This window comes from Collimonas sp. (assembly GCF_035566555.1).
Classification (GTDB): domain Bacteria; phylum Pseudomonadota; class Gammaproteobacteria; order Burkholderiales; family Burkholderiaceae_D; genus Collimonas.
Genome location: NZ_DATMRB010000037.1, coordinates 1 through 24448, shown reverse-complemented (window position 1 = coordinate 24448; position 24448 = coordinate 1). Strand labels below are relative to the sequence as shown.

The following is a 24448-nucleotide window of genomic DNA, read 5'->3' as shown; positions in this document are numbered from 1 at the left end:
ACTAGATTATCGAGGCTTGCGATAAAAACAATGATCGGCCGCGTGCCCTGTCTGCGCGGCCATGGAAGTGGTGAAAGATTCAATGCATATTCTCCTGGTGGAAGACGATTCGGTGCTGGCGGACGGCATCCTGCGCATTTTCAAGGGCCACGGCATGGTGGTCGACGTGGTGCAGAACGGTAATGACGCCGATGCGCTGCTGCAGCGTACGGAAATCTCCGTGGTCGTGCTGGATATCGGCTTGCCCGGGATCGACGGTTTTGAAGTAGTGCGGCGCCTGCGGGCGCGCGGCAGCCATGTGCCGGTGTTGCTGCTGACTGCGCGCGATTCGGTGCAGGACCGGGTCTACGGACTGGAACTGGGCGCCGACGATTACCTGGTCAAGCCATTCGCCACCCAGGAGCTGGTGGCGCGGGTACGCGCGCTCTTGCGCCGCAGTGCGCCGCAGCCGCTGGAAATGCACCTGGGCGGGCTGTCGCTGAATACCTCGTCGCGGCGGGCCAAGATCAACGGCAAGACGATCGACCTCTCGGTGCGCGAGTGGGCCGTGCTGGAGTATCTGCTTCAGCAGGCGTCGCGGGTGGTGTCGCGGCAGCAGATCATTGATGCCATCTTGCCGTGGGGCGCCGAGCTGACCCTGAATGCAGTTGAAGTATATATTTCGCGCATCCGCCTGAAGATTGCCGACGCCGGCATTGAAATCCGCACCATACGGGGCTTCGGCTACATGCTGGAAAAAACCGAGCCATGAAGCTGCCCAGCATCCGCGTCAGCCTGCTCAAGTGGCTCGTTGTACCGCTGCTGAGCGTGAATATCATCGGCGCCGGCGTCACTTACTGGCTGGCCTGGATCCCGGCCCAGATCGCGTTTGACCAGAGCCTGGCCGACGCCGGCTGGGCCATGATCCCGCGTTTGAATGAAAATGGTTCGCAGGTAGAGATCGATCTGTCGAAGCAGGCCGAGCAGGTGCTGCGGGTCGATCATTTTGACGCTATCTTCCTGGTGGTGCGCGATCAGCAAGGCAAGCTGCTGGCGGGAGACGCCGACTTTCCTGCGTTGCCGGAGCGCGAAGCGCTGAACGAACCGGCTCCCTACGATGGCTTCATGCGGGGTGAGCCGGTGCGCATCATGGCCTTGAAAACCCTGATCGGGAAACAGACGGTGCATATCGGCGTCGCCGAAACCTTGCGCAAGCGCACCCATATCCGTTCCGTGATATTCGTGGCGCTGCTGTTGCTGGAGGGGGTGTTGGCGCTAGCGCTGATTGCCGTCATCTGGCTGGCGATCAGCAAGGGTTTGCTGCCGCTCAAGAAAATGCGGGAGGAGCTGAATGCGCGCAGCCGCGACGACTTGTCGGCGCTGGATGAGAAGCCGGTGCCGTCCGAGCTGGTCCCGGTGGTCACGGCCATTAATGGCTTGCTGGAGCGGGTGCAGCTGGACGCCAAGGCGCAGCAGAATTTCCTGGCGAACGTGGCGCATCAGCTGCGCACGCCGCTGGCCGGCTTCAGGACGCAGCTGGAATGGCTGCTGCACAAGCATGCGGACGAGCCCGAAAGCGCCCATTCGATCGTGCTGATGACCTCGTCCACCGAACGCATGATCCGCCAGACCAACCAGCTGCTGACGCTGGCGCGCGCCGAGCCTGCCAAGTTTGAAAAGGAAAGGTTGCGGGTGGTGGAGATGAACAAGCTGGTCGAGGGCTCGGTCCAGCATTTTGTCGAAGAAGCGCACAAGAAGAATATCGATCTCGGTTTCAACCTGCAGCCGACGCGGGTGATGGGCGATCATTTCCTGTTGCGCGACCTGATCGATAACCTGATTGACAACGCCATCCGCTATTCGCCGCGCAATGGCCGGGTCACGGTCAGCACCCTGCAAGGCAAGGACGGCGGGATCTTTGCGGTGGAAGACTCCGGTCCCGGCATCGCGCCGTCGGAGCAGGAATCTATTTTCAAGCGTTCCCACCGGCTCGACGACAGCGTCGCCGGCAATGGCCTGGGGCTGGCCATCGTGCGCGATATCGCCAAAGACCATGGTGCCAGGATCACGCTGGAACCTGGCGCGGCCGGCGGCACGATCTTTTCGGTGCATTTTCCCTTCCCAATTTTGGGCGCGCCTTCAAAACTCCCTGCCTAAGCTTCATTCCGGTGCATGGGCAGTGCAGCAAAACCGCCCCTCCGGCCAGGTCGATCCAGGTCGGAATGGCGAAATAACATTTATTGTATAAATAATAAATTCTGGGCCTTGCCTATACGGCGGGGACAGTAATATGCACTAAATAGTTCCCCGTGTGTACAACTTTTACGCTTGTTACTTTTTGAGCGCTTGAGTTGTTGTATGCCGCTTACGCCAAGCGACGTCAGTCCCCAAAGTCAATTTCTTTCCGGTAATTTAAATGCCGAGCAACCGCTCCTCCGTATGGTGCGCCGCAACTGACGGACCGGCCGGAGAGGCATAGTTCAGCGTTAAAAGTTTTGTGGCATGTTTGTTGCTCTGCTTGTGTTTGTGCGGAAATATTTTTTTACGGCACCCAAAATGTGGCGCAGAAAAAGAAGTTCGCAAGAAACGTCATCACCGCAAAAGAAACCTGTTTTTCCGTTATGCGGACAAGGCTTCGGTTGCATCGCCCACAAGGCGATTAACAAATCTGTGTGTTTTTTACAAAACTTATATTTATGCTCTGAAACTTACCCATAGGGAGTTTGTAATGATAAAAGAAAGAAAGTTGCCTCATGCGCTGCGACTGATGTTTTCAGGCGGCGTGGCTGTAGGGCTAGGATTGCTGGCTCATTCGGTGCAGGCACAGGAGACAAAGGCCGACGATTCATCGCAACAGATGCAACGGGTGGAAATTACAGGTTCATCCATTAAACGCATCACCAAAGAGGGGGCGCTGCCGGTGCAGACGCTGACCCAGGACGATATCGCCAAGACTGGCGCCACGTCCGTCTCCGACCTGATCCAGGCTTTGCCTTCGATGCAGGGCTTTGTCCCGCAATCGAGTTCGGTCAACGGTAGCGGCGGCGGCTTGGAAACCGCGTCCATCCACGGCATCGGCTCGGCTTACACGCTGGTGCTGCTGAACGGCCGCCGGATCGCCCGCTCGCAAGATACCGCGGTCAACCTGGCCAGCATTCCGCTGTCCGCTGTCGACCGTGTTGAAATCCTGACCGACGGCGCCTCGGCCTTGTACGGCTCCGATGCGATCGGCGGCGTGGTCAACTTCATCCTCAAGAAAAATTCCACCGACCTGACTTTGAGCGGCAACTATAATTCCCCGCTCAAGTCCGGCGGCAAGAGCTATAACGTCGGCATCACCAAAGGTTTCGGCGATCTGGACAAGGATGGCTACAACGTCATGCTGTCGTACAGCCACGACGAGCAGGCCAACCTGGAAGCGAACCAGCGCAGTTTTTCCAATAGCGGTCTGGTGCCCTTCAGCGTCGGCGGCCAGCAATACTCGCTGTATCAGCTGAGCAGCTACACAGCGCCTGCCGGCGTGACGCTGAAAAGCAACGGCGGCAACACCGTGACGCAGTTCTCGCCCAATTATCTGCAAACCGGCCAATGCGCGGCGAACACTTTCCTGTCCGGCCAGTATTGCAAATACAATTACGCCTCGACCGTGGAGCTGATTCCGAAATCGACACGCGACAGTTTTGTCGCATCGGGCAATTTCAAGCTCAACAGCGATACCACACTGTTCGGTGAACTGGTGGCGTCGAGCTTCAAGATCGATCCACAATACGCACCGGCAGCCCAGGGCTTGCAACTGACGCCTGGCAGCGCTTTGTACAACAAATACGTCACGCCCTATCTGGGACAGCTGGGCATCAACCCGGGTGACGTGACCGGCGCCACGATGAACATGCGCCTGGTCGATGCCGGCGGCCGTACCGACGAGTACAAGACCAATGCCTTGCACATGGCATTCGGGGTGGACGGCAATGCTTATGGATGGGACTACAACGCGTCCTTCACCCATTCGCAAAATACCTGGACCGACACGGCGACCGGTGGCTACCTCAGCAACAACGCTTTCAACACCATCGTTGCGGCAGGCAATTTCGATCCGTTCGCGGCTCCAGGATCAGCGGCGGGCGTATTGGCGCCAGCTGTTCTGCATCAGGAATTGAACAAATCGACCACCAAGCTCGATGTGCTGAACGTGCATGCTTCGCATGACTTGTTCACATTGCCAGCGGGCACCGCGCAGATCGGTATCGGCGCCGAAGTGGCAAGAGAGCAGTACAGCCTGAGCCCAAGCGCGATTTTGATGGGGACCAATGCGCTTCAGCCTAATTACACCGACTTCATGATCGGCGGTAACGCTGGCCAGCTGCCAATCGATGCGAGCCGCAAGAATTACGGCGCCTTCACCGAATTGCTGGTGCCGGTGGCGAAGAACCTGGACCTGACAGGCGCGTTGCGTTACGACAGCTACGATGCCGCGAAAAACGATGCGAACTTTGACATCAACGGCAATCCGATCGCTTCGGCAACCCAAGGCAACTCCGCAAGCAAAGCCACGTACAAGATTTCGGCACGCTGGCAGCCTGTAGATTCCTTCCTGCTGCGCGGTTCCTACGGCACAGGTTTCAGGGCGCCTAACTTGTCGCAGATCACCAATCCGCTGTCGCCTTTTGGCGTCACCCTGGGAACGTACACCTGTCCGTTTTCACCACCTGACCCACGTGCGGCAGGTTGCCAAGGCACGTCTCAGTACGACGTGCTGCAAGGTGGTAACGGTCAGACTGGTTCCGCTGGCTTGAAGCCGGAAACGTCGACCCAGAGCACGATTGGCTTCCGTCTGGAACCGATCCGCAACCTGTCGATCGGTTTCGATCTGTGGCGCGTCAATATCAAGAACCAGATCGTGTTCCTGCCGGAGTCCTTGCCGTTCGCTAATCCAGCTGCGTATTCGAACTACCTGACCTTGTACAACGATCCGGCTATCGGACCAACAGTAGCCTTGTTGCAAACGCCGGTCAATCTGGCCAGCGCTTCGTACCAAGGTATCGACTGGGATCATAGCTACCGGACCAAGACGCCGATTGGCGATATGAGTCTGCAATGGACCGGTACTTACATGCTGAAGGCCCAACAGGATATCCCGGGCAACGGCGTGCAGAGCGATATCGGTAAGTACGGTTCGGATCAGCAGGTGGTGTTCCGCATCATCTCGCGTCTGGCTGCTTCCTGGAAGCAATCGGACCACTGGACGCATACCTTGACCGCCAACTACCGTTCCGGTTATCACGACCAGACCTATACGGCAGACAGCGGGGCGGTGCGCATCATCAATCCTGACGGCTCGTATGGCGCTTTTGTGGACATGCCTAACCACGATGTGGCTTCCTACACCACATTCGACTGGCAAACCAAGCTGACCGTGAAAAAGGGTCTGGAAATCACGGCTGGCATCAAGAACCTGTTTGCCCGTACTCCGCCTTTGTCGCTGGTCAATGCCGGCGGCGGCAACCAGGTTGGCTATGATGCACGCTACACCGATCCACTGGGGCGTCAGCTCTACCTGACAGGCAGCTACAAGTTCTGATCGTAGCAAGCTGGCAGGCTGACCACGCCTGAAAGCCGGACGCGAAGTTTGCGTCCGGCTTTTTTATGTCTGCTGCAAAAGCTATCTGAATTCGGGCGTTGAATTTTCTGCACCAAAATGTTTCAGTGAAGAACTGATAAGATAGGCCGATCGTCTGATGTGAAACTGGCAGCGTGACGGCTGCCGCCTTTCTGACAGGAAGATCCGCCCATGAACTTAGCTAGCCGTCCAGCGGTGCTGGACCTGATTGGCAATACCCCGCTGATAGAAGTCACGCGGCTCGATACCGGCTGCTGCCAGCTGTTCCTGAAACTGGAATCGCAAAATCCCGGCGGCTCCATCAAGGACCGCATCGGGCTCTCCATGATCGATGCGGCCGAGAAGGACGGCCGCCTGCAGCCCGGCGGCACCGTGATCGAAGCAACTGCCGGCAACACCGGCCTGGGCCTGGCGCTGGTGGCTTGCGCCAAAGGTTATCGCGTGATCCTGGTGGTGCCGGACAAGATGGCGGTGGAAAAAATCCAGCACCTGAAAGCGCTGGGCGCGCAAGTCCATGTCACCCGTTCCGATGTCGGCAAAGGCCATCCCGAGTATTACCAGGATGTGGCCGCGCGCCTGGCGCGCGAGATGCCGGGCGCTTTTTTTGCCGACCAGTTCAATAATCCGCACAATCCACTGGCGCATGAACAAAGCACCGGCCCCGAGATCTGGCAGCAGTGCGGACAGCGGCTGGATGCGATTGTCTGCGGCGTCGGTTCGGCCGGCACGCTGACCGGCCTGACGCGTTTCTTCCGCAAGGCGCAGCCGCAGCTGGAATTCGTGCTGGCCGATCCGCAGGGATCGATCCTGGCCGAATATGTAAACACCGGTGAGATCACATCGACGCCGGGTTCCTGGGCGGTGGAAGGCATCGGCGAGGATTTCATTCCATCGATTGCCGATCTGTCGGCCGTGAAGCATACCTATACCATCAGCGACGAAGAAAGCTTTCGCAGCGCGCGCGAACTGGTGCGGGCGGAAGGCATCTTGGGCGGTTCTTCCACCGGCACCTTGCTGGCGGCAGCCTTACGCTATTGCCGCGAGCAGACGGTGCCCAAGCGCGTGGTCACCATCGTTTGCGATACCGGCACCCGCTACCTGTCGAAGGTGTACAACGACAACTGGATGCGCGACCAGGGCTTGCTCAAGCGCGAAATGCTGGGCGACCTGCGCGACATCATCGGCCGTCGCTACACCGACGGCGGCGTCATCAGCGTCGCCGCCGACGATACCCTGATGACCGCCTTCAACCGCATGCGCAGCGCCGACGTCTCGCAATTGCCGGTGCTGGCGCAGGAAGGCCGCCAGGTGGTCGGCATCATCGATGAATCCGATCTGCTGCTCAAGGTAGCGGCGGCGCCCGCCCACTTCAGCGACCCGGTCAGCAGCACCATGACCAGCGCCATAGAAAAACTGGCGCCGGACGCCGGCCTGCCGGCCCTGCGCAGCACACTGGCGCGCGGCCTGGTCGCCATCATTGCCGACGACCAGCAATTCCACGGCCTGATTACCCGTTTCGATCTACTCAACCATCTTCGCAGGAGCTTATTATGAAATCAGACCCGAGCAACCATACAGAGGGCGGCCATACGGCCGGCATGCATTTCGCCACACGCGTGATCCACGCCGGTCAGGCGCCCGATCCGTCTACCGGCGCCATCATGCCGCCGATCTACGCCACCTCGACCTTCGTCCAGCAAAGCCCGGGCGTCAACAAGGGCCTGGACTACGGCCGTTCCCATAATCCGACGCGCTGGGCGCTGGAGCGCTGCGTCGCCGACCTGGAGCAGGGCGCGCAGGGCTTTGCCTTCGCTTCCGGCATGGCCGCCGCCGCCAATGTGCTGGAGCTGCTGGATGCCGGCGCCCATGTGATTGCCGGCGACGACCTGTACGGCGGCACCTATCGCCTGTTCGACAAGGTGCGGCGGCGCAGCGCCGGCCTCTCGTTCAGCTATGTCAACCTGGTCGATCCGCAAAACCTGCTGGACGCCATCCGGCCAGAGACAAAGATGGTGTGGGTAGAAACGCCGACCAATCCGATGCTCAAGCTGGCCGACCTGGAAGCTATCGCCAAGATCTGCCGCGAGCGCGGCATCATCGCCGTGGCCGACAACACCTTCGCCAGCCCGATGGTGCAGCAGCCGCTGACCCTGGGCTTCGACGTCGTGCTGCATTCGACCACCAAATACCTGAACGGCCACTCCGACATCATCGGCGGCATCGCCGTGGTCGGCCGCGAAGCGCGCCAGGCGGAATGGCTGGAACGGCTGGGATTCCTGCAGAACGCGGTGGGCGCCATCGCCGGTCCATTCGACAGTTTCCTGGCGCTGCGCGGCATCAAGACGCTGGCGCTGCGAGTCGAGCGCCATTGCCAGAACGGACTGGAGCTGGCCAACTGGCTGGAAAGCCTGCCGGAAGTGGCGCGCGTCCATTATCCGGGCTTGCGCTCGCATCCCCAGCATGAATTGGCGCAGCGCCAGATGCAGGGCTATGGCGGCATCATCTCGGTCGATCTGAAAACCGACCTGGCCGGCGCCCGGCGCTTCCTCGAGCGTTGCGAAATCTTCGCCCTGGCGGAAAGCCTGGGCGGCGTCGAAAGCCTGATCGAGCATCCAGCCATCATGACGCATGCGACGATTCCGGCGGCGCACCGGGCGACGCTGGGAATCACCGATACGCTGATCCGGCTCTCGGTCGGGGTGGAAAATGTCGCCGACCTGAAGAAGGATTTGCAAAACGCCTTTGCCGCCATGAAAGCATGAGCCAGAGCTTGCATGAGTGGGAGCAACAGCTGACGGCGCTGTGGCAGCAGATCGATGTCATTGCGCCGGCGCAACTGGTGGCCGCAGTCGACGCACTGGCCGCGGAGCGGCCTGAGGGCGACGCCGTGGCGCTGTTCGAGCGCGCCTGCGTGCGCGACACCAGCGGTCTGGAGGCAGAGGCGGAGCCGCTGTACCAGGCGGCGCTGGCCAGCGCAAGTCTCGATCCTTACCGCCAGGCACGGGCATCGATCCAGCTTGGCAGCAGCTTGCGCCTGCTTGGACAGCTGGATGAAAGTGAACGTCTGATCAGCGCACAGCTGCAGCGCTATGCCGATCCCGCCTACGGCACCGCCTTGCATGATGAGACCCGGGCCATCCTGGCGCTTACTTACCTGGCGCAGGGGCGGGCGGTGGAAGCAGCCTGCCTGGCGTTGACGACGCTGGCGCCGCATTTGTCGCGCTATAACCGTTCGGTGGCAGGAAACGCCGCGGAAATTCTCAAGAACGCTGCGTTGGCGTCGAGCTGGTCTTGATCGCCGGCTGAAGTTTCTACATTATCCGCAGCAAATAAAAAGCCCCGGCCGCCTGTGTAAACACAGGCGGCCGGGGCTTTTCTACAGTGCGCTTACTGGTAGTTGGCGACCAGCGAAGCGCCGCTGACAGCGCGGTAGGCATTCAACAGCAGATAGTAGGTACCGGCGCCGGGCGCACCGATAGTGACGCTTTCGGCATTGCTGCCGCCGTCGGATTTGGCGTCGTAGGTAGTAGTGCTAGGCGTTGCACCCAGCTTGACATAGATGTCGCCATCGCCGCTGCCGCCGGACAGCTTGAAGTTCAGGTTGCGGGCGCCGGCCGGCACCACAATGCTGTACACATTGCTGCCGCCGCTGGCAACGCTGATGCCGCTCACCGGCACGCCCTTGACCAGCACGTTGCCGCTGCTGCCGCTGCAGCTGACGCCGACGCCCTTGAATGCCGCCGTCACGTCAGTCACCTGATAGCCGCGGTCGGCTGCGGCTTTTTCGACGCCGCATGCGCCCTGGTTAAAGGTGCTGTTGGCGGTCCAGTACAAATGGTTGGCGTCGGCCATCACCTCGAAGGCCTTGCGGGTGCTCCAGCCGGAGGTGGTCGCCAGCAGGTAGAAGGCTTTGTTGTAGACGCCGCTGCTGTAGTGCACGTCGAGACTGCTGGTGTAGTTCTTCGCATTGTCGATCGAACGGCCGTCCTGTGTCGGATTGGCCATGTAGCGCAGCGCGCCGCTGGCCTTGAAGATTTCGGTCCCGACCAGGAAGTCGTTGCTGCCTTTCATGTAGTTTTCGGCGGCCTCGCCGGCCATGTCGGAGAAGGCTTCGTTCATGCCGCCGGACATGCCGCTATACACCAGGCCGGAATTCTGCTCGGTGAAGCCGTGGCTGATTTCGTGACCCGACACGTCGAGCGCCACCAGCGGATAGAAGGTCGAGGCGCCGTCGCCGAAGTTCATGGCGCTGCCGTCCCAGAACGCATTCTCATAGTTGTTGCCGTAATGGACCTTCATGTACAGGGTCTGGCTGATTGGCCTCAGGTTGAGCCAGGACTGGTACATATTGAAGACGACGTTGCCGAAATAGTGGGCGTCGTTCAAAGGGGAGAAGGCGCCGTTGACAGCCTTGTAGGTGTTGCGCGGGCAGGTGAAATGAAATGGCGTGCTGCCGCTGCTGCCATTCTGCAGATCGACGGTTACCACGTTGGGCGTGACCATGTTGCAATTGTTGTCGACCACCAGCGGGCCGTACTTGCCGCCCGGCTGGTATTCATATTGCCCGGTCTTGGCATTGCCGCCGGGGCCGCTGGCTTCGTAGTGGGTGATGCCTTCCCACTGCTTCAGCACCGCGCCGCTGTTGGCGTCGATGATGTAATAAGGGCGGCTGGGTTTGGCAGCGCTCTTGTTGACGAACGACACCACATAGATCAGCTGCGCCACATTGTTCTGGCCCAGCTGCACATACAGCCTGGCTTGCTCGTTTTCGGTGACGGCGGCGCGCGCGATGGACTTGGCTTGCAGCAACACGTCAGCGGCGGCATAGACCGGCTTGGCGTTTGGCAGGTCGTTATCGATATTGCGCAGCAGGCCGCCGGACAGCGCCGGCTGCGCCTGGTTGGCCGAGCGGTGTTCGACAATCGCCTGGTCCCATACCGGCACGCCCTGGAAATATTGCTGGTAGCGGGTCACGACTTTGCCGTTGGCGTAATTCTGGCTGCGCAGCGGCTTCAGTTCGTCGCTGCTGAGCCCGAGAAAGGCCTGGGCACTGACCTGGCCGCCTTGTTTTGCGGCTTGCACTTGCGGTGTGTAGCTCTCAAGATCAACGCGTTCGGCTGCGATTGCACTTGAGCTTGCCGCCAGCAGCAGCGACAGGAATAACGGGCCTTCGACGTGACGTAATGCTGGTTTCATGGTATCTCACTCTCTTGAAATTGATGCGTGGATAAGACATAAGGTGACCAGATACTTCGCGAACAAAAACACTACCGGCAATCCAGGGCGTCCATGGCCTCCAGCTCAAGCATTTGATAAAGAAACATCGTTTGTGACTGATGCCATTGCTGCAGTCCATAGAAAGAGATGCCGACGACCAGGATTCCTGCGATGAATTTCATTTTTTGCGTGCGCAATATAAGTTACGTATTGTTACAAAATGAAATGTCATGCAGCAACATACGCGATTTTTTATTGTCGAAATAGCTGTTATTTCTTACAGGCAAGAATGCTTGGGAGGGGCGGTCAGCAGATGCCTGGTGGCGGGAGAGGGGGGCAGTGGGGCAATACCGGTAAACGTGCAAGGAGGCCTGGTTTTGCCGAAGTATAATTGCCACGATACAAAATGTTTCGTTGAAGGAGAAAAAATGAAAATCAAATCCATGCTGATGTTAATTGCCTGCGGCGCGTTTGGCGCCTGTGCCGCCGGTCCTTACAACGAGGGCTATAACCAGTATCAGCCTGCCGCTCCCGGCTACTATGGCAATGCCCCGGTGGTCGCTTATGGCGGCTATGACGACGCGCCGTCGTATGGCGACCGCTATGACGACCGCCGCGACAACTGGACGCCTCCCGGCAGTTACCGCGATTCCTGCCGCGATATCGTAGTGCGGCGCGGCATGCTGGAAGCTACCTGCGGCGGCGACAACGGCGGCAGAAGAACCTCCATCCCCCTGTCTTCTTGCCGCAGCGGCAGTTTTGACAACATCAACGGCAACCTGCAGTGCGCGGGCGGGGGCGGCCGTGACTACGGCGGTTCCAGCAGAGACCTGCCGCCAGGGAGTTATCTCCAGTCCTGCTCGGAAATCGGCATCCGCGGCGGCGTGCTGGAAGCAACCTGCGGCGGCAGGGACAACAGCCGGATACGCTCTTCAATCTCGCTGCGCTCCTGTCGTAGCGGCAGCTTCAGCAATATCAACGGCTACCTGCAATGCGACCGCTGATCGTCTGCTAGCAACGGCGTCCGTCAAAGCAGTTCCACGCTCAGCAGGTTGACGTAGCAGCTCTCGCGCGTGGTGCTGACGAAGTCGACCAGGTAGGGCTGCTGCGACACCTCGGGCAGGCAGGCCGCATACAGGCGTCCGGTCAGGCCCTTGGCGGTGATTCGCTTGGCCAGCACATAATCGCGCGTCAGGTAATTTTGCGCCGCCCAGATCGGCAAGGTGGCGATGCCGCGCCGGCTGGCCACCAGCTGCAGCATCGCCACCGTCAGCTCGGTGGTGCGGCGGGCAGTCTGGATGCCGGCCGGCTTGAGCACCTGGCGGACCACGTCCAGCATGTCGTCCGGCACCGGATAGGTAATCAGGGTGTCGCCGGCAAAATCTTCCGCCACCAGATATTCCTTTGCCGCCAGCGGGTGGTCGTGCGCTACCAGCGCCACGATTTCAAAGCTGAAGAGTGCGTGATAATCGACCTTTTCATCAGGATCGACTTCCGCCACGATCGCCACATCGGCGCGATGTTCATACAGCAGGCCGACCGGATCGGCCTGGAAACCCGAAACGATATCCAGTTCCACCTCCGGCCAGCGCTTGCGGAAAATATCCATGGCCGGCATCAGCCAGTCGAAGCAGGTGTGGCATTCGACCGCGATCCGCAGCTGGCCGGCGACGCCTTGCGCCATGCGCACCAGGTCGCGCTCGCTTTCCGCCACTTGCGGCAGCACCGCATCGGCCAGCTTCAGCAGCCGTTCGCCGGCCGGGGTAAACCGCACCGGCACCGATTTGCGTTCAAACAAGGTGGCGCCGTGATGATCTTCCAGCTGCTTGATCTGGTGCGATAGCGCCGACTGCGTGACATTCAGCAGGGTCGCCGCGCGCAGCAGATTGCCGGCCTCGCGCAGGGCATGCAGGGTTTTCAGGTGACGTAATTCAAGGATGGATTGCATGAGCTTGCCAATAAGTTGCCGAATTGATCAAAAAACAGGTGTATGAGTAGAATTCAAGTTGATTCTTAATATTTATCGTTTGAATCATAATCCAAGCTGGCCCAAGATGCGAGTCATCGAACATGTTTTTATTGGAGACAGAGATGGCATTGGCACACGTATTAGGGTTTCCGCGCATCGGCGCTCACCGCGAACTGAAGTTTGCCCAGGAATCGTTCTGGAAGGGCGCCTCCGACGAGGCCGCCTTGCGCGCCACCGGCGCCACCTTGCGCGCCCGCCACTGGCAAGCCCAGGCCGACGCCGGCCTGGACTTCGTAACCGTCGGCGACTTCGCCTGGTACGACCAGGTCCTGGGTACCCTGGCCTTGCTGGGTGCAATTCCTAGCCGTTTCGGGTTTGATCCGAAACAACTGAGCCTGGCTGACTATTTCATCCTGGCGCGCGGCAGCAAGCAGCACTTCGCGATGGAAATGACCAAATGGTTCGACACCAACTATCACTACCTGGTGCCGGAATGGACTGCCGATGTGCAGTTCAACGGCGGCGTCGACTGGCTGCACGATGAAATCGCGGAAGCGCGCGCCCTTGGCCACAAGGTGAAAGTCGCGCTGGTCGGTCCGCTGACCTTGCTGTACCAGGGCAAGATCAAGTCCGGCCTGGGCCACAAGCTGGACCTGCTGCCTAAAGTGGTGGCTGGTTACCAGCAGCTGCTGCAGCGCCTGCATGCGGCCGGTATCGAGTCGGTGCAGATCGACGAACCGATCCTGGCGCTGGAACTGGACGCCGCCTGGCGCAACGCGTTTGCACCGGTCTATGCGCAATTGAATGCGAATTTGCAAGGTTCGGCGCCGGCCTTGCTGCTGACGACGTACTTCGGCGAAGTCAGCGAACACGCTGAGCTGCTGCGCTCGCTGCCGGTGGCAGGCGTCCATCTGGACTTGGTGCGCGGCGCCGGTCAGCTGGAGCAGTTTGCGGCCGGCTGGCCGCAAGACAAAGTGCTGTCGCTGGGCGTGGTCGATGGCCGCAACCTGTGGCGTACCGATCTCGATCAGGTGCTGACCAGGCTCAAGCCGCTGCAGGCGCAACTGGGCGACCGCCTGTGGGTGGCTTCCAGCTGCTCGCTGCTGCACGTGCCGGTCGATCTCGCCAATGAGCCCAAGCTCGATGAAGAATTGAAAAGCTGGCTGGCGTTCGCCACCCAGAAACTGGCGGAAATCGTCGCCCTCAAGCAGGCGCTGAACGGCAAGGCTGCCGCAGTGGAAGCGCAATTCGTCGCCTCGCGCGCAGCTCAGGCCAGCCGCCGCAGTTCCAGCCGCATCCACAATCCGCTGGTGCAAAAGCGCCTGGCGGCAGTAACGGCTGCCGATGCCGAACGCTCTGCCGGCTTCGAAGCGCGCATCGCCAAGCAGCAAGCAAAATGGCAGTTGCCGGCTTTCCCCACCACCACCATCGGCTCTTTCCCGCAAACCGCTGAAATCCGTCAGGCGCGCGCCGCCTACAAGCGCGGCGACATCGGTCACCTGGACTACCTGGACAAGATGCGCGAAGAAATCCGCGTCGTGGTCGAAAAGCAGGAACAGCTCGGCCTCGACGTGCTGGTGCATGGCGAGCCGGAGCGCAACGACATGGTCGAATATTTCGGCGAACAGTTGTGGGGCTATGCCTTCACCGCCAACGGCTGGGTGCAAAGCTACGGCTCGCGCTGCGTCAAGCCGCCGGTGATTTACGGCGATGTGTATCGTCCTGAAGCCATGACAGTCGGCTGGAGCCAGTTTGCCCAGACCCTGACAGCGAAGCCGATGAAGGGCATGCTGACCGGTCCGGTGACGATGCTGCAATGGTCTTTCGTGCGCGACGACCAGCCGCGCGAAACCACGGCGCTGCAAATCGCCCTGGCCCTGCGCGACGAAGTCTGCGACCTGGAAAAAGCCAACATCGGCATGATCCAGATCGACGAGCCGGCTTTCCGCGAAGGCTTGCCGCTGAAATCGCGCGACTGGCCGCATTACCTCGACTGGGCGGTGCGCGCATTCAAGATCAGCGCTGCCGGCGTCGGCGACGAAACTCAGATTCACACCCACATGTGCTATTCCGAGTTCAACGACATCCTGCCGTGGATCGCAGCGATGGATGCCGACGTCATCACCATCGAGACCTCGCGTTCGGACATGGAGCTGCTGGACGGCTTCGGCGAGTTTGCCTACCCCAACGATATCGGCCCGGGCGTCTACGACATCCACTCGCCACGGGTGCCGCAAGTCGACGAGATGGAACGCCTGTTGCGCAAGGCGCGCGGCGTGATTCCTGATGCGCGGCTGTGGGTCAATCCGGATTGCGGCCTGAAGACACGCGGCTGGCCGGAAACATACGAAGCGCTGGAAAACATGGTGCTGGCGGCCAAGCGTTTGCGCGAAACTGTGGAACAGGAACGCAAGGCAGCGTAACAAGTAGCGTGGGCACCTGTGCCCGCGCTACGTAATTTCAGGTGGAATGAAAGAGGGGGCGAGTAGTTTATCTACTCGCCCCCTCTGCCGCTTACCGATTACCTTGACGCGCTCAGGAAACTTCCTTGGCGCTGACGATGGATTTCGACACCAGGCCGTATTCGATTGCTTCCGGCGCCGACATCCAGAAATCGCGGTCGATGTCGGCCGTCACTTTTTCCAGCTTCTGGCCGGTTTCCTTGGCGATCAAGGCGCCGATTCTTTCGCGCACGCGGATGATTTCACGCGCCTGGATGGCGATATCGGAAGCCTGGCCGCCGACGCCGCCGCTTGGCTGATGGATCAGGAAGCGGGTGTTCTGCAGGCAGAAGCGGCGTTCTTTCGGCACCGACAGGAAAACGTTGACCGCGGCGCTGCCGACCCAGCCGCTGCCGATCATGTTGACCGGGGCGTCGATGAAACGGATTACGTCATGGATCACATCGCCCGATTCCACATGGCCGCCCGGCGAGCAGACCAGGAAATTGATCGGCGCCTTGGATTCGCCGGAGAGGGCGATCAGCTGGCGCACGATGTCGCGCGCCACGGTATCGTTGATCTGGCCGAACAGCAGCACGGTGCGTGACTTGAACGCTTTCTCTTCCAGGAAGGCGTCGCGCTGGGATGCATTGGTCGTTTCCACTTTTTCTTCCATGATGTGCCTCTAAGGTGTTGGGGAATTCATTAACTGCAAAAGAGCCAGTGTAAACCAAAAAGCCCCCGCAAATCGCGAGGGCTTGTTTTGTTATTGCTGCCTGGCAGCCAGGCAGAGTCGACAAAGCGATCAGAACGCCGGAACCACCGCGCCTTTATATTTTTCTTCGATGAATTTCTTCACTTCCGGCGAGTTCAGCGCTGCCGCCAGCTTCTTCACGGCCGGGCTGTCCTTGTTGTCGGCGCGCGCCACCAGCAGGTTGGCGTAAGGCGAATTGGCATCTTCGATGAACAGCGAATCCTTGACCGGATTGAGCTTGGCTTCGATCGCGTAGTTGGTGTTGATCAGGGCCAGGTCGACCTGGTTCAGCACGCGCGGCAAGGTGGCGGCTTCCAGTTCCTTGAACTTCAGGTGCTTGGGATTTTCGACGATGTCTTTCTGCGTCGCCGAGATATTGCTCGGGTCTTTCAGCTTCAGCAAGCCCTGGCGCGACAACAGCAGCAAGGCGCGGCCTGAATTGGATGGATCGTTAGGAATGGCGATGGTGGCGCCGTCCGGCAGGTCAGCCACTTTCTTGTACTTGGTGGAATAACCGGCGAACGGTTCCACGTGCACCTTGGTGACCACGACTTCCAGATCGCCCTTGTGGTTTTTCTTGAACTCATTCAGGTAGGGCAGGTGCAGGAAGAAATTGCCGTCTACCCGCTTTTCATTGGTTTGCACCGCCGGCTGGATGTAGTCGGTGAACACCTTGACCTGCAGGTCGACGCCTTCCTTGGCCAGGATCGGCTTGACGAATTCCAGGATCTCCGCATGCGGCACCGGGGTGGCGGCGATCACCAGCTTGTCGGCGGCTTGCGCCGGCGCTGCGGCGATCAGGCTGAAGGTCGAGAATACCGCTGCGGCCAGGCCCAGCGACAGTGAAAATTTGCGTGACATAGAAACTCCCTTTTTGGATTTTAAAAACAAAAAAACTGCATAACTTGTGAACTAAGCTGTAAAAATTATTTGCGCGTGAAGTGCTGCACCAGGCGGTCGCCGGAGAACTGCAACACCTGCACCAGCACCACCAGCACGGCCACGGTAGTGACCATCACTTCGGTCTGGAAGCGCTGGTAGCCGAAGCGGATCGCCAGGTCGCCGAGGCCGCCGCCGCCGATCACGCCGGACATGGCGGCATACGACATCAGGGCAATCGCGGTGACGGTGGTGGCGGCGATCAGGCCGGGCAGGGCTTCCGGCAGCAAGGCGCCGAAAATGATCTGGCGTTTGCTGGCGCCCATCGCCTGGCAGGCTTCGACCACGCCGCGGTCGATTTCACGCAAGACGTTTTCCACCAGCCGCGCAAAGAACGGCGCAGTGCCCAGCACCAGCGGCGGAATCGCACCCAGCACGCCAAGCGAGGTGCCGACCAGCAGCACGGTGACCGGGATCATCACGATCAGCAGGATCAGGAATGGCACTGAACGCAGTACATTGACGACCAGCGACAGCGCGCGGTAGATGCCGCGCTGTTCCAGCAGCTGGCGCTTGCCGGTGATGAACAGCAGGATCCCGAGCGGCAGCCCGAGCAGGATGGTGAACAGCAGGGAAAAGCCGGTCATGGCCAGGGTTTCCCAGGTGGCTTGCCAGATATCGGCCCAGTCGATCAGAGAGAAATCCATTATCCTAGCTTCCTCAGTTGGACAGGCGCGAGTGTGCATTTTTCCGGCCTTCTGGCTAGGCGCGACGACGACGCGGACTGTATTCCGCTAGGAGGAGCAACGACGCGAGAAGGCCGGAAAAATGCACAATCGCGCCTGTAGCGCTGGTCATTTACCTGGCGGCGGTTATCGAACGAAAATAAGTTTGTGTCCATCTGAATTGTAGAGTGAAGCAAGCGGTCAACTGAGGAAGCTAGGATCATGCGAGTACCTCATGGCGGATGTTGTGCTGGTCCAGCGTGGTAAACACTTGGGCGACGTCGGCGGCTTCGCCGCGGATTTCCACCAGCAGCTGGCCATAGGGCGTGTCCTTGATGCGGGCGATGGTGCCTTGCAGGATGGTGATCAGCGCGGGGGTGGCAGCGGCAATGCTGCTCAGGATCGGCTGGTAGGTGATGTCGCCGACATAAGTCAAGCGCACCAGCAGGCCGCGCAGATGGCTGGCGCCAGGCGTCGCCGGTGGCAGCAGGACGCTTTCGGCAGCAAACGGCGTGCTTTCCGCCACCATGCTTTGCGTCACCGCATGCTGCGGATGGAGGAACACTTCCGCGACTTCGCCACTTTCAACGATGCGGCCGCCTTCGATCACCGCCACGCGGTCGCAGATATTGCGGATCACCTGCATCTCGTGCGTGATCAGCACGATGGTCAGGCCCAGCTTGCGGTTGATGTCGAGCAGCAGGCGCAAGATGGCCTGGGTGGTTTCCGGATCAAGCGCCGAAGTGGCTTCATCGCACAGCAGCAGATGCGGCGTATTGGCCAGGGCGCGGGCGATGCCGACGCGCTGTTTCTGGCCGCCGGACAGCTGCGCCGGGTATTTGTCGCGCTGCTCGCTCAGGCCGACCAGCGCCAGCAGCTCGGTCACCCGGGCGGCGCGCTCCTGCGGCGTGTACTTGCCGGTGATCTTCAGCGGCCAGTCGATATTGGCGGCCACGGTCTTGGCGCCGAGCAGGTTGAAATGCTGGAAAATCATGCCGATGCGCTGGCGCAGCCGGTGCAGGCCGCTGTTGTCCAGCGCGGTAATGTCTTCGCCCTCGACCAGCACTTTGCCGCTGGAAGGACGTTCCAGCATGTTAAGGGTACGGATCAGGGTGCTTTTGCCGGCGCCGGAGCGGCCGATGATGCCGAATATTTCGCCTTTTTTGATGTGCAGATTGATGTCGGACAATGCGGCGACGGCGGGCGCCTGGCTTTTTGCATTGCGTTCCAGCGGATAGGTTTTATGCAGTTGCTCGATGCGGATCACGGATTTGCTTCAGATTGGTCAGTCAGGCGTGCAATTTTAGCAGCGACTCTATATACGCCAAAGTTATATCTCGTTATGTATATATAACAATCCTGTTGTTAGGACTTGTTGCTGCGGCATGAGGATGGCGTGGCGACAACATGCAAAAAATGCTTTTTTATGGCATAGTGGACACACTATGAAAGCACTCAAGAGCGCACTGGCCAAAAGAGTTCTCGCTGATCCGAGCGCGACGCTGCAGCTGCGCGCCTATCTGGCCAGCAAGAATTCCCAGCCTTCATTGTCCACCACGGTCGCCACTGACGACGTGATCAGCTTGCATTCCGCGCAAGAGGGCACTGTCCTGTACCGTCTTACCGTAGTCCCCAAGGCCGCCTGAGCGGTGCGATGAACGTAGCACTACCTGCTCTCATCGTCTTCCTGCTATTGCTTCCCGGTTTCATCGCTCGTTCGCGCTTCAAGCGGGCTGAGCGCATTTCTCTCGATTATTCGCCGTTCGGACAGATTGTCACCGAGGCCATGCTGTGGAACTGCGTTTTCCATCCGCTCTGGCTGCTGGCCGCGGCCTGGCTGTTCGGCCACACCCTGCAACCCTTGCTGCTGCTGGAGCTGCTGTCGTCCGACGCCGCCAGCCAGGCCAAGGCGATCCAGGGCATCGCCTTGCAGTTTTCCTGGATCTGCGCCTATTTTCTGAGCCTGTATGCCGGCGCCTGGATCGTGCCGAACGGTTTCCGCCTGATGATCACGCACTATCGCCTGGACCGCGCCAACGCCGGCTGGTATGTTCCCTGGCTGCGTTTCAACCAGGCGCCCTGGTACTACCTGCTGACCGGCGCCGATTTCGACGAAGAGCAGCGGCCGGACCTGATCTCGGTATCGGCCATCGTCAACGTCGCCGGGCAGGCGGTGCTGTTCACCGGTATCCTGGACAATTTCTTTGTCGACGCCAATGGCAGCCTGGACCGCCTGATCCTGGAGAAGGTAATGCGGCGTCCGCTGTCGGCCGACAAGCCGGACGGCGCCAGCATTGCGGAAGAGCTGGAGCGCTTCTACGTGGTCGAGGGCGACTACTTTGTGCTGCGTTATAGCGAAGCGATTACCCTCAACATCGAATATATCCGGATGGACAGGCTAGTCGATGACGATATGCCTGAGCCGGAGCCTGCCGTGGACACGCTGAGCGAAGCCGACACACAGGATTAATCAGCGGGTTGGCTAATTGCGCAGTTGCCGCAATTTCGGATGCAGCAGCATCAGCATGGCAAACAGCGACAAGGCGGCGCCACCGTAGATGAACAGCTGGGACGGCGTGACATAGCGGATCAGATAGCCGGCGATCAAGGCAGACAGCGGTGCACTGGTGATCAGGATCAGCATCAGTATGCTGAGCACCCGGCCGTGCAGTGCGGTCGGAATGCGCCGTTGTATCCACGTAAACAAGCCGACCTGAACATAGCCGGCGCCGATGCCGACCGCTACCATCAGCGCCAGGCCGATCTCCAGCACGTGCGTGAAACCCATGCCAAGCACGGCCATGCCGGTCAAGCCGTCGATCAGGCAGACCGCGACGCCCAGATGCACCACTTTCCTGGCGCGCAGCCCGGCGCAGACGATGCCGATCAGCTGCCCCAGGCCGTTGGCTGCAATCAGTATGCCGAAGGCCGAAGCGCCGCCGCCCAGCTGGCGATCCACCCACAGCGGCAGCCCGACTTGCACCGGTCCGGCTACCAGCAAGGTGACCACTGCCCAGTAACTGATCAGCGTCCGCAGCACGCCATCCGACCACAGCCATTTCGCCGCCGGAACGATGGTAGCCAGCAGCGGCATGTCGGCCTGTTGCGCGGTTGCGACAGGCTGCGTGCGCGGCAGCAGGCGCGGCACAGTGACGGCCGCGACCAGGAAACAAGCTGCATTCAGCAGGAAAACCAGTCCCAGTCCATCCGCGGAGGTCGCCAGCAGGCCGGCCAGCAGCGGGCCGCCCAGCAGAGAAACCTGTGTGATCCCCATCAGCACCGCATTCGCCGATTGCAGCTGCTGCGGGTGGATCAGCCGGGGCAGCATGGCGACCCGCGCCGGAATGGCGAAGGCGCCCACCAGTCCCATGCCGCAAGCGAACAGATACATCATCCACAGCGCCAGCATGTCGTACAGCAGCAGCGTGCCTACCCCTGTGAGCAGGATGATGCCGCCGGTCAGCGCGCATAGCAGCACGGCGCGCGGCGAATGGCGGTCCACCAGCACGCCGGCGACCACCAGAAAAAAGATCTTAGGGACCGCCATCAGCGCCAGCACCAGGCCCAGCGCCGCGCTGTCGTTGCTCAGCTTCAGCACCAGCCATGGCAATGCCACCGTAGTCAACTGCTCTCCCAGGAAGGCAGCGAAAGAACCTGTCAGCAACAGCAGGAAGCCGCGGTGCAGCAACACCGGCGGCAGCCCGGCATGATCGGCGGCAGCCGTATTTTCCAATCCAAGTTCTTTGCTCATCTCGGTCATGGCGGGAGTGTATGTGTTGGAACGAACGGGCGCGCCGTGGCCGCCGCTCCAGCCGGAACGGCGAGATAAAAGACAGAACAGTCTACTTGGATTTTCCGCATTGCAACACCCTGTGAAAAGTGACAGTTTCGGCGCTTATTGCTTTCTGTAAAGTAACTATGTTGCACCGTATCCAAGCTGCAGCGCCGTGATGGCTTTTGCCTCGCAGTCGGAGAAGTACGGCGATTGGCGCCATTCCCGATTGCGCCTTCGAGGGCGGTCCGCCGCAATGGATGTCCATAACCATCTTGTTTCCTACTCCAAGAGAATTTCATGTGCACGCTCACCCATCCACAGTCTTGTCCATCCCGTCTCTTCGCTGAGACTGTCACTTCTGACGCTACGTCTTAAGAATCCGTCTCGAATCAAGGCTTGACGCCATATCCACGGCGCCGACAGGCGCGAGGCTTTTGGGGAGCGGACTGCGCTCCTCGTTTCCAATTGCTACCAGCACACTGCTTAGAGGGTTTCCATGTCGAATTCGCTTGAAACAAACGCTGCATCAAACTCCTTGTCCAACGGCGCTCCGGCCGGCATCCACGAACTCTCTTCGGTACAGCAGGTGGTCTGGCTGGACCAGATGCTCAATCCGGACATCCCTTACTACAACATCGGCCTGGCGGTGCAGATCGACGCCGCGATCGATCCGCAGCTGCTGGAGCAAGCCATCCGTGACTTTGCCATGGCCAACGATGCATCCCGGCTGAGCTTGGTCAAAGCCGGCGGCGTGGCGCGGCAGCAGGTGCTGCCGTCGGTGGATTTTGTCTTGCCGGTACTGGATTTTTCAGGTGAAGCCGATGGCGACCAGCGTGCGCGTCAGCACATGGAGCAGATGTTCAAGCAAAGCTTTGATCTGTACGGCGGACTGTTATGGAAAACGGTGCTGATACGCGTCAGTCCTGTGCGTTACTACTGGCTGCTGTGCTATCACCATCTGGTCGCGGACGGCATCAGCACCTCGCAGAGTTTCGCAGGCATTGCCAGCGCATACAATCGGCTGCTGGGACTGGATAGCACGGTAGCGGAAACGGCGCCAACGTATCTGGATTTCCTGGCCAAGGACCAGGACTATTTCTCTTCAGCGCGCTTTGCGGCCGACAAGGAATTCTGGCGCCATCGCTTTGCGCAGCTGCCGGCGCGGCTGGTGGCGGGCGACAGTGCGCTTGCCGCCAAGACGCTGGCGCCCAGCGAGCAGGTGTACTGGCCGATCGCGCGTGCTCAGTTTGAAAAGATGACAGCGTATGCATCCGGACATGGGTTTTCCGCTTCGGATTTCATGCTGGCGCTGACCAGCGTCTATTTCGCCCGCGCCGTCGACCTGGAAGAAGTGGTGATCGGCGTACCGATACACAATCGCAGCAATGCCCGTGAAAAAAACACCATCGGCATGTTTTCGTCGATCATTCCGGTCGGCTTTGCGCTGGACCGGCAACAACCGTTTGCGCAGGCGATGGCGGCGGTCGCCAAGGAATTGCGGCGCTGCTACCGGCACCAGCGTTTTCCGATCGCAGAAATCAACCGCCTGCATAACGTGGTGCAGAGCGGCTATCGCCAGTTGTTCGATGTTTCGCTGTCCTTTGAAGTCTTCAATACCGATTTCCCCATGGGGGGCGGACTGGCCAGCGGCGTCAAGCTGGACCACGGCTACGAACAGACGCCGCTGGCCATGTCGGTGCGGAATTTCCACGAGGACCAGGATGTGCTGGTGGTGTTCGATTACAACACGCGCCATTTCACGCGCGATGAAATCGTCCGCATCCAAAGCCGCATGGCTTTGCTGATGGATGCGATCCTGTCTGGCGCCGACTGCCCGCTTGATCAGCTGCCCCTGCTCAGCGCGGCCGAACGCCATCAGATTGTCTCTACCTGGAACGCGACCGAGGCCAGCTATCCTGCCACTTTGCTGCCGCAGCTGTTCGAGGCGCAAGCGGAACGGACGCCGCAGGCGCTGGCAGTGGAACAGGGTGCGGCACAGCTGAGCTACGCCGAACTCAATCGCCAGGCCAATCAATTGGCGCATTACCTGCGCGAACTCGGCGTCCAGCCTGACGACAGGGTGGCGGTCTGCGTCGAGCGCGGTCTGCCGATGGTAGTGGGTTTGCTGGCGGTATTGAAGGCAGGCGCGGCCTATGTGCCGCTGGATCCGGCTTATCCGGCGGACCGTCTGGCGCACATGCTGCATGACAGCGCGCCGCGGGTAGTGATGACGCAGGCAGGAATCGCAGGAAGCTGGCAGCAGGTGAGGGCGGCAATCGCAGCCGATTTACCCCTGCTGGACCTGCAAACGCCAAACTGGTCCGGATACCCGGAGCACAATCCCGACAGCGGCCATCTTCTGCCATCCAGCCTGGCCTACGTGATCTATACCTCGGGTTCGACCGGTACGCCAAAAGGCGTGATGGTCGAGCATCGCAATCTGCTCAATCTGGTGCACTGGCATTGCGCGGCATTCGATGTGCGGGCCGGCCAGCGTACTTCGTGCGTGGCGCGGCTGGGCTTCGACGCCGCGGTGTGGGAAATCTGGCCCACCCTGAGTGCCGGCGCCAGCTTGCTGCTGCCGCCGCAGGACCACGACGCGGCAACGGTGCTGGCATGGTGGCGCGAGCAGGCGCTGGACGTGAGTTTCCTGCCGACGCCGATGGCGGAACATGCTATGCGCAACGGCATCGTCAACCCGCATTTGCGCCATCTGCTGACCGGCGGCGACCGCCTGCGGTTAGGCCTGCAAAGCGACATGCCGTTCTCCCTGGTCAATAACTACGGGCCGACCGAGACTGCGGTAGTAGCGACCTCGGGCCGCCTGACGGCCGAGGATCAGATCTTGCACATAGGCAGGCCGATTGCCAATACCCAGGTCTATCTGTTGGACAGCAAGGGAGAACCGGTGCCGGTAGGCATACCTGGCGAACTGTACGTGGGCGGCGCCAGCGTAGCGCGCGGCTACCTGAACCAGCCGGAACTGACCGAGCAGCGCTTCGTCGCCGACCGTTTTTCGCAGCAGCCCGGTGCACGCTTGTACAAGAGCGGCGACCTGGCGCGCTGGCAGGCCGACGGTACGCTGGTGTACC

19 protein-coding genes are annotated in these 24448 nt (G+C 60.3%); 11 read left to right on the top strand and 8 right to left on the bottom strand.

Annotated elements, in window-relative coordinates; all coding sequences use genetic code 11:
• Positions 1-82 precede the first annotated feature (82 nt).
• The 6 genes from VNZ65_RS05575 (at position 83) to VNZ65_RS05550 (ending at position 8891) form a co-directional block, all read left to right on the top strand.
• Positions 83-751 carry a response regulator transcription factor gene (locus tag VNZ65_RS05575; protein ID WP_325666891.1) on the top strand — a complete coding sequence of 223 codons (669 nt, stop codon included), beginning with the start codon at positions 83-85 and terminating at the stop codon, positions 749-751.
• Positions 748-2136 carry a sensor histidine kinase gene (locus VNZ65_RS05570; RefSeq protein ID WP_325666889.1) on the top strand — a complete coding sequence of 463 codons (1389 nt, stop codon included), beginning with the start codon at positions 748-750 and terminating at the stop codon, positions 2134-2136. The genes VNZ65_RS05575 and VNZ65_RS05570 overlap by 4 nt, the downstream gene beginning before the upstream one ends.
• Before the next feature lie 571 nt (positions 2137-2707).
• Positions 2708-5557: a TonB-dependent receptor plug domain-containing protein gene (locus VNZ65_RS05565; protein ID WP_325666887.1), complete on the top strand. Its 2850-nt coding sequence runs from the start codon at positions 2708-2710 to the stop codon at positions 5555-5557.
• 210 nt (positions 5558-5767) lie between these two features.
• Positions 5768-7150, top strand: a complete 1383-nt coding sequence (locus tag VNZ65_RS05560) for a pyridoxal-phosphate dependent enzyme (protein WP_325666885.1) — start codon at positions 5768-5770, stop codon at positions 7148-7150.
• Complete coding sequence (locus VNZ65_RS05555; protein ID WP_325666883.1) at positions 7147-8358, top strand: PLP-dependent aspartate aminotransferase family protein; 1212 nt, start codon at positions 7147-7149, stop codon at positions 8356-8358. Before VNZ65_RS05560 ends, VNZ65_RS05555 begins: the two co-directional genes overlap by 4 nt.
• Positions 8355-8891: a tetratricopeptide repeat protein gene (locus VNZ65_RS05550; protein WP_325666881.1), complete on the top strand. Its 537-nt coding sequence runs from the start codon at positions 8355-8357 to the stop codon at positions 8889-8891. The genes VNZ65_RS05555 and VNZ65_RS05550 overlap by 4 nt, the downstream gene beginning before the upstream one ends.
• A 92-nt stretch (positions 8892-8983) precedes the next feature.
• Here the strand turns inward: VNZ65_RS05550 and VNZ65_RS05545 are convergent, their stop codons facing one another.
• Both VNZ65_RS05545 and VNZ65_RS05540 read right to left on the bottom strand, forming a co-directional pair.
• A complete protein-coding gene (locus tag VNZ65_RS05545) occupies positions 8984-10792 on the bottom strand; it encodes a M4 family metallopeptidase (RefSeq protein WP_325666879.1) in 1809 nt (602 codons plus the stop codon).
• Between the two features lie 71 nt (positions 10793-10863).
• The gene (locus VNZ65_RS05540) at positions 10864-10995 is read right to left on the bottom strand and encodes a hypothetical protein (protein ID WP_325666878.1); all 132 of its coding nucleotides are present in this window, start codon (positions 10993-10995) and stop codon (positions 10864-10866) included.
• Between the two features lie 246 nt (positions 10996-11241).
• Between VNZ65_RS05540 and VNZ65_RS05535 the strand changes: the two genes are divergently transcribed.
• On the top strand, positions 11242-11817 hold the full coding sequence (locus VNZ65_RS05535; RefSeq protein WP_325666876.1) for a CVNH domain-containing protein: 576 nt from the start codon (positions 11242-11244) through the stop codon (positions 11815-11817).
• A gap of 23 nt (positions 11818-11840) precedes the next feature.
• On the opposite strand, the gene VNZ65_RS05530 is transcribed toward VNZ65_RS05535, so the two are convergent.
• On the bottom strand, positions 11841-12761 hold the full coding sequence (locus tag VNZ65_RS05530) for a LysR family transcriptional regulator (RefSeq protein WP_325666874.1): 921 nt from the start codon (positions 12759-12761) through the stop codon (positions 11841-11843).
• Between the two features lie 143 nt (positions 12762-12904).
• Here VNZ65_RS05530 and metE point away from each other — a divergent pair, with 143 nt between their 5' ends.
• The gene (gene metE, locus VNZ65_RS05525; protein ID WP_325666872.1) at positions 12905-15205 is read left to right on the top strand and encodes a 5-methyltetrahydropteroyltriglutamate--homocysteine S-methyltransferase; all 2301 of its coding nucleotides are present in this window, start codon (positions 12905-12907) and stop codon (positions 15203-15205) included.
• A 112-nt stretch (positions 15206-15317) separates the two neighbouring features.
• On the opposite strand, the gene VNZ65_RS05520 is transcribed toward metE, so the two are convergent.
• The 4 genes from VNZ65_RS05520 to VNZ65_RS05505 form a co-directional block, all read right to left on the bottom strand.
• The gene (locus VNZ65_RS05520; RefSeq protein WP_061939595.1) at positions 15318-15899 is read right to left on the bottom strand and encodes an ATP-dependent Clp protease proteolytic subunit; all 582 of its coding nucleotides are present in this window, start codon (positions 15897-15899) and stop codon (positions 15318-15320) included.
• 129 nt (positions 15900-16028) lie between these two features.
• On the bottom strand, positions 16029-16838 hold the full coding sequence (locus VNZ65_RS05515) for a MetQ/NlpA family ABC transporter substrate-binding protein (RefSeq protein ID WP_325666869.1): 810 nt from the start codon (positions 16836-16838) through the stop codon (positions 16029-16031).
• Between the two features lie 65 nt (positions 16839-16903).
• Positions 16904-17563 carry a methionine ABC transporter permease gene (locus VNZ65_RS05510; protein ID WP_325666867.1) on the bottom strand — a complete coding sequence of 220 codons (660 nt, stop codon included), beginning with the start codon at positions 17561-17563 and terminating at the stop codon, positions 16904-16906.
• 238 nt (positions 17564-17801) lie between these two features.
• A complete protein-coding gene (locus tag VNZ65_RS05505) occupies positions 17802-18848 on the bottom strand; it encodes a methionine ABC transporter ATP-binding protein (protein WP_414649057.1) in 1047 nt (348 codons plus the stop codon).
• A 178-nt stretch (positions 18849-19026) separates the two neighbouring features.
• On the opposite strand from VNZ65_RS05505, the gene VNZ65_RS05500 reads away from it, so the two are divergent.
• On the top strand, positions 19027-19227 hold the full coding sequence (locus VNZ65_RS05500; protein ID WP_061939601.1) for a hypothetical protein: 201 nt from the start codon (positions 19027-19029) through the stop codon (positions 19225-19227).
• A gap of 8 nt (positions 19228-19235) precedes the next feature.
• Positions 19236-20051, top strand: coding sequence for a hypothetical protein (locus VNZ65_RS05495; protein ID WP_325666864.1), 816 nt, complete (start codon positions 19236-19238; stop codon positions 20049-20051).
• 12 nt (positions 20052-20063) lie between these two features.
• On the opposite strand, the gene VNZ65_RS05490 is transcribed toward VNZ65_RS05495, so the two are convergent.
• Complete coding sequence (locus VNZ65_RS05490) at positions 20064-21332, bottom strand: MFS transporter (protein WP_325666862.1); 1269 nt, start codon at positions 21330-21332, stop codon at positions 20064-20066.
• 520 nt (positions 21333-21852) lie between these two features.
• Here VNZ65_RS05490 and VNZ65_RS05485 point away from each other — a divergent pair.
• On the top strand, positions 21853-24448 hold a 2596-nt coding region (locus VNZ65_RS05485), incomplete at its 3' end, for an amino acid adenylation domain-containing protein (RefSeq protein WP_325666860.1).

Excerpts from the sequence above, each read along its gene's own strand:
- VNZ65_RS05575 (WP_325666891.1), top strand. The coding sequence starts at position 83 with ATGCATATTCTCCTGGTGGAAGACGATTCGGTGCTGGCGGACGGCATC.
- VNZ65_RS05570 (WP_325666889.1), top strand. The coding sequence starts at position 748 with ATGAAGCTGCCCAGCATCCGCGTCAGCCTGCTCAAGTGGCTCGTTGTA.
- VNZ65_RS05565 (WP_325666887.1), top strand. The coding sequence starts at position 2,708 with ATGATAAAAGAAAGAAAGTTGCCTCATGCGCTGCGACTGATGTTTTCA.
- VNZ65_RS05560 (WP_325666885.1), top strand. The coding sequence starts at position 5,768 with ATGAACTTAGCTAGCCGTCCAGCGGTGCTGGACCTGATTGGCAATACC.
- VNZ65_RS05555 (WP_325666883.1), top strand. The coding sequence starts at position 7,147 with ATGAAATCAGACCCGAGCAACCATACAGAGGGCGGCCATACGGCCGGC.
- VNZ65_RS05550 (WP_325666881.1), top strand. The coding sequence starts at position 8,355 with ATGAGCCAGAGCTTGCATGAGTGGGAGCAACAGCTGACGGCGCTGTGG.
- VNZ65_RS05545 (WP_325666879.1), bottom strand. The coding sequence starts at position 10,792 with ATGAAACCAGCATTACGTCACGTCGAAGGCCCGTTATTCCTGTCGCTG.
- VNZ65_RS05540 (WP_325666878.1), bottom strand. The coding sequence starts at position 10,995 with ATGAAATTCATCGCAGGAATCCTGGTCGTCGGCATCTCTTTCTATGGA.
- VNZ65_RS05535 (WP_325666876.1), top strand. The coding sequence starts at position 11,242 with ATGAAAATCAAATCCATGCTGATGTTAATTGCCTGCGGCGCGTTTGGC.
- VNZ65_RS05530 (WP_325666874.1), bottom strand. The coding sequence starts at position 12,761 with ATGCAATCCATCCTTGAATTACGTCACCTGAAAACCCTGCATGCCCTG.
- metE (WP_325666872.1), top strand. The coding sequence starts at position 12,905 with ATGGCATTGGCACACGTATTAGGGTTTCCGCGCATCGGCGCTCACCGC.
- VNZ65_RS05520 (WP_061939595.1), bottom strand. The coding sequence starts at position 15,899 with ATGGAAGAAAAAGTGGAAACGACCAATGCATCCCAGCGCGACGCCTTC.
- VNZ65_RS05515 (WP_325666869.1), bottom strand. The coding sequence starts at position 16,838 with ATGTCACGCAAATTTTCACTGTCGCTGGGCCTGGCCGCAGCGGTATTC.
- VNZ65_RS05510 (WP_325666867.1), bottom strand. The coding sequence starts at position 17,563 with ATGGATTTCTCTCTGATCGACTGGGCCGATATCTGGCAAGCCACCTGG.
- VNZ65_RS05500 (WP_061939601.1), top strand. The coding sequence starts at position 19,027 with ATGAAAGCACTCAAGAGCGCACTGGCCAAAAGAGTTCTCGCTGATCCG.
- VNZ65_RS05495 (WP_325666864.1), top strand. The coding sequence starts at position 19,236 with ATGAACGTAGCACTACCTGCTCTCATCGTCTTCCTGCTATTGCTTCCC.
- VNZ65_RS05490 (WP_325666862.1), bottom strand. The coding sequence starts at position 21,332 with ATGAGCAAAGAACTTGGATTGGAAAATACGGCTGCCGCCGATCATGCC.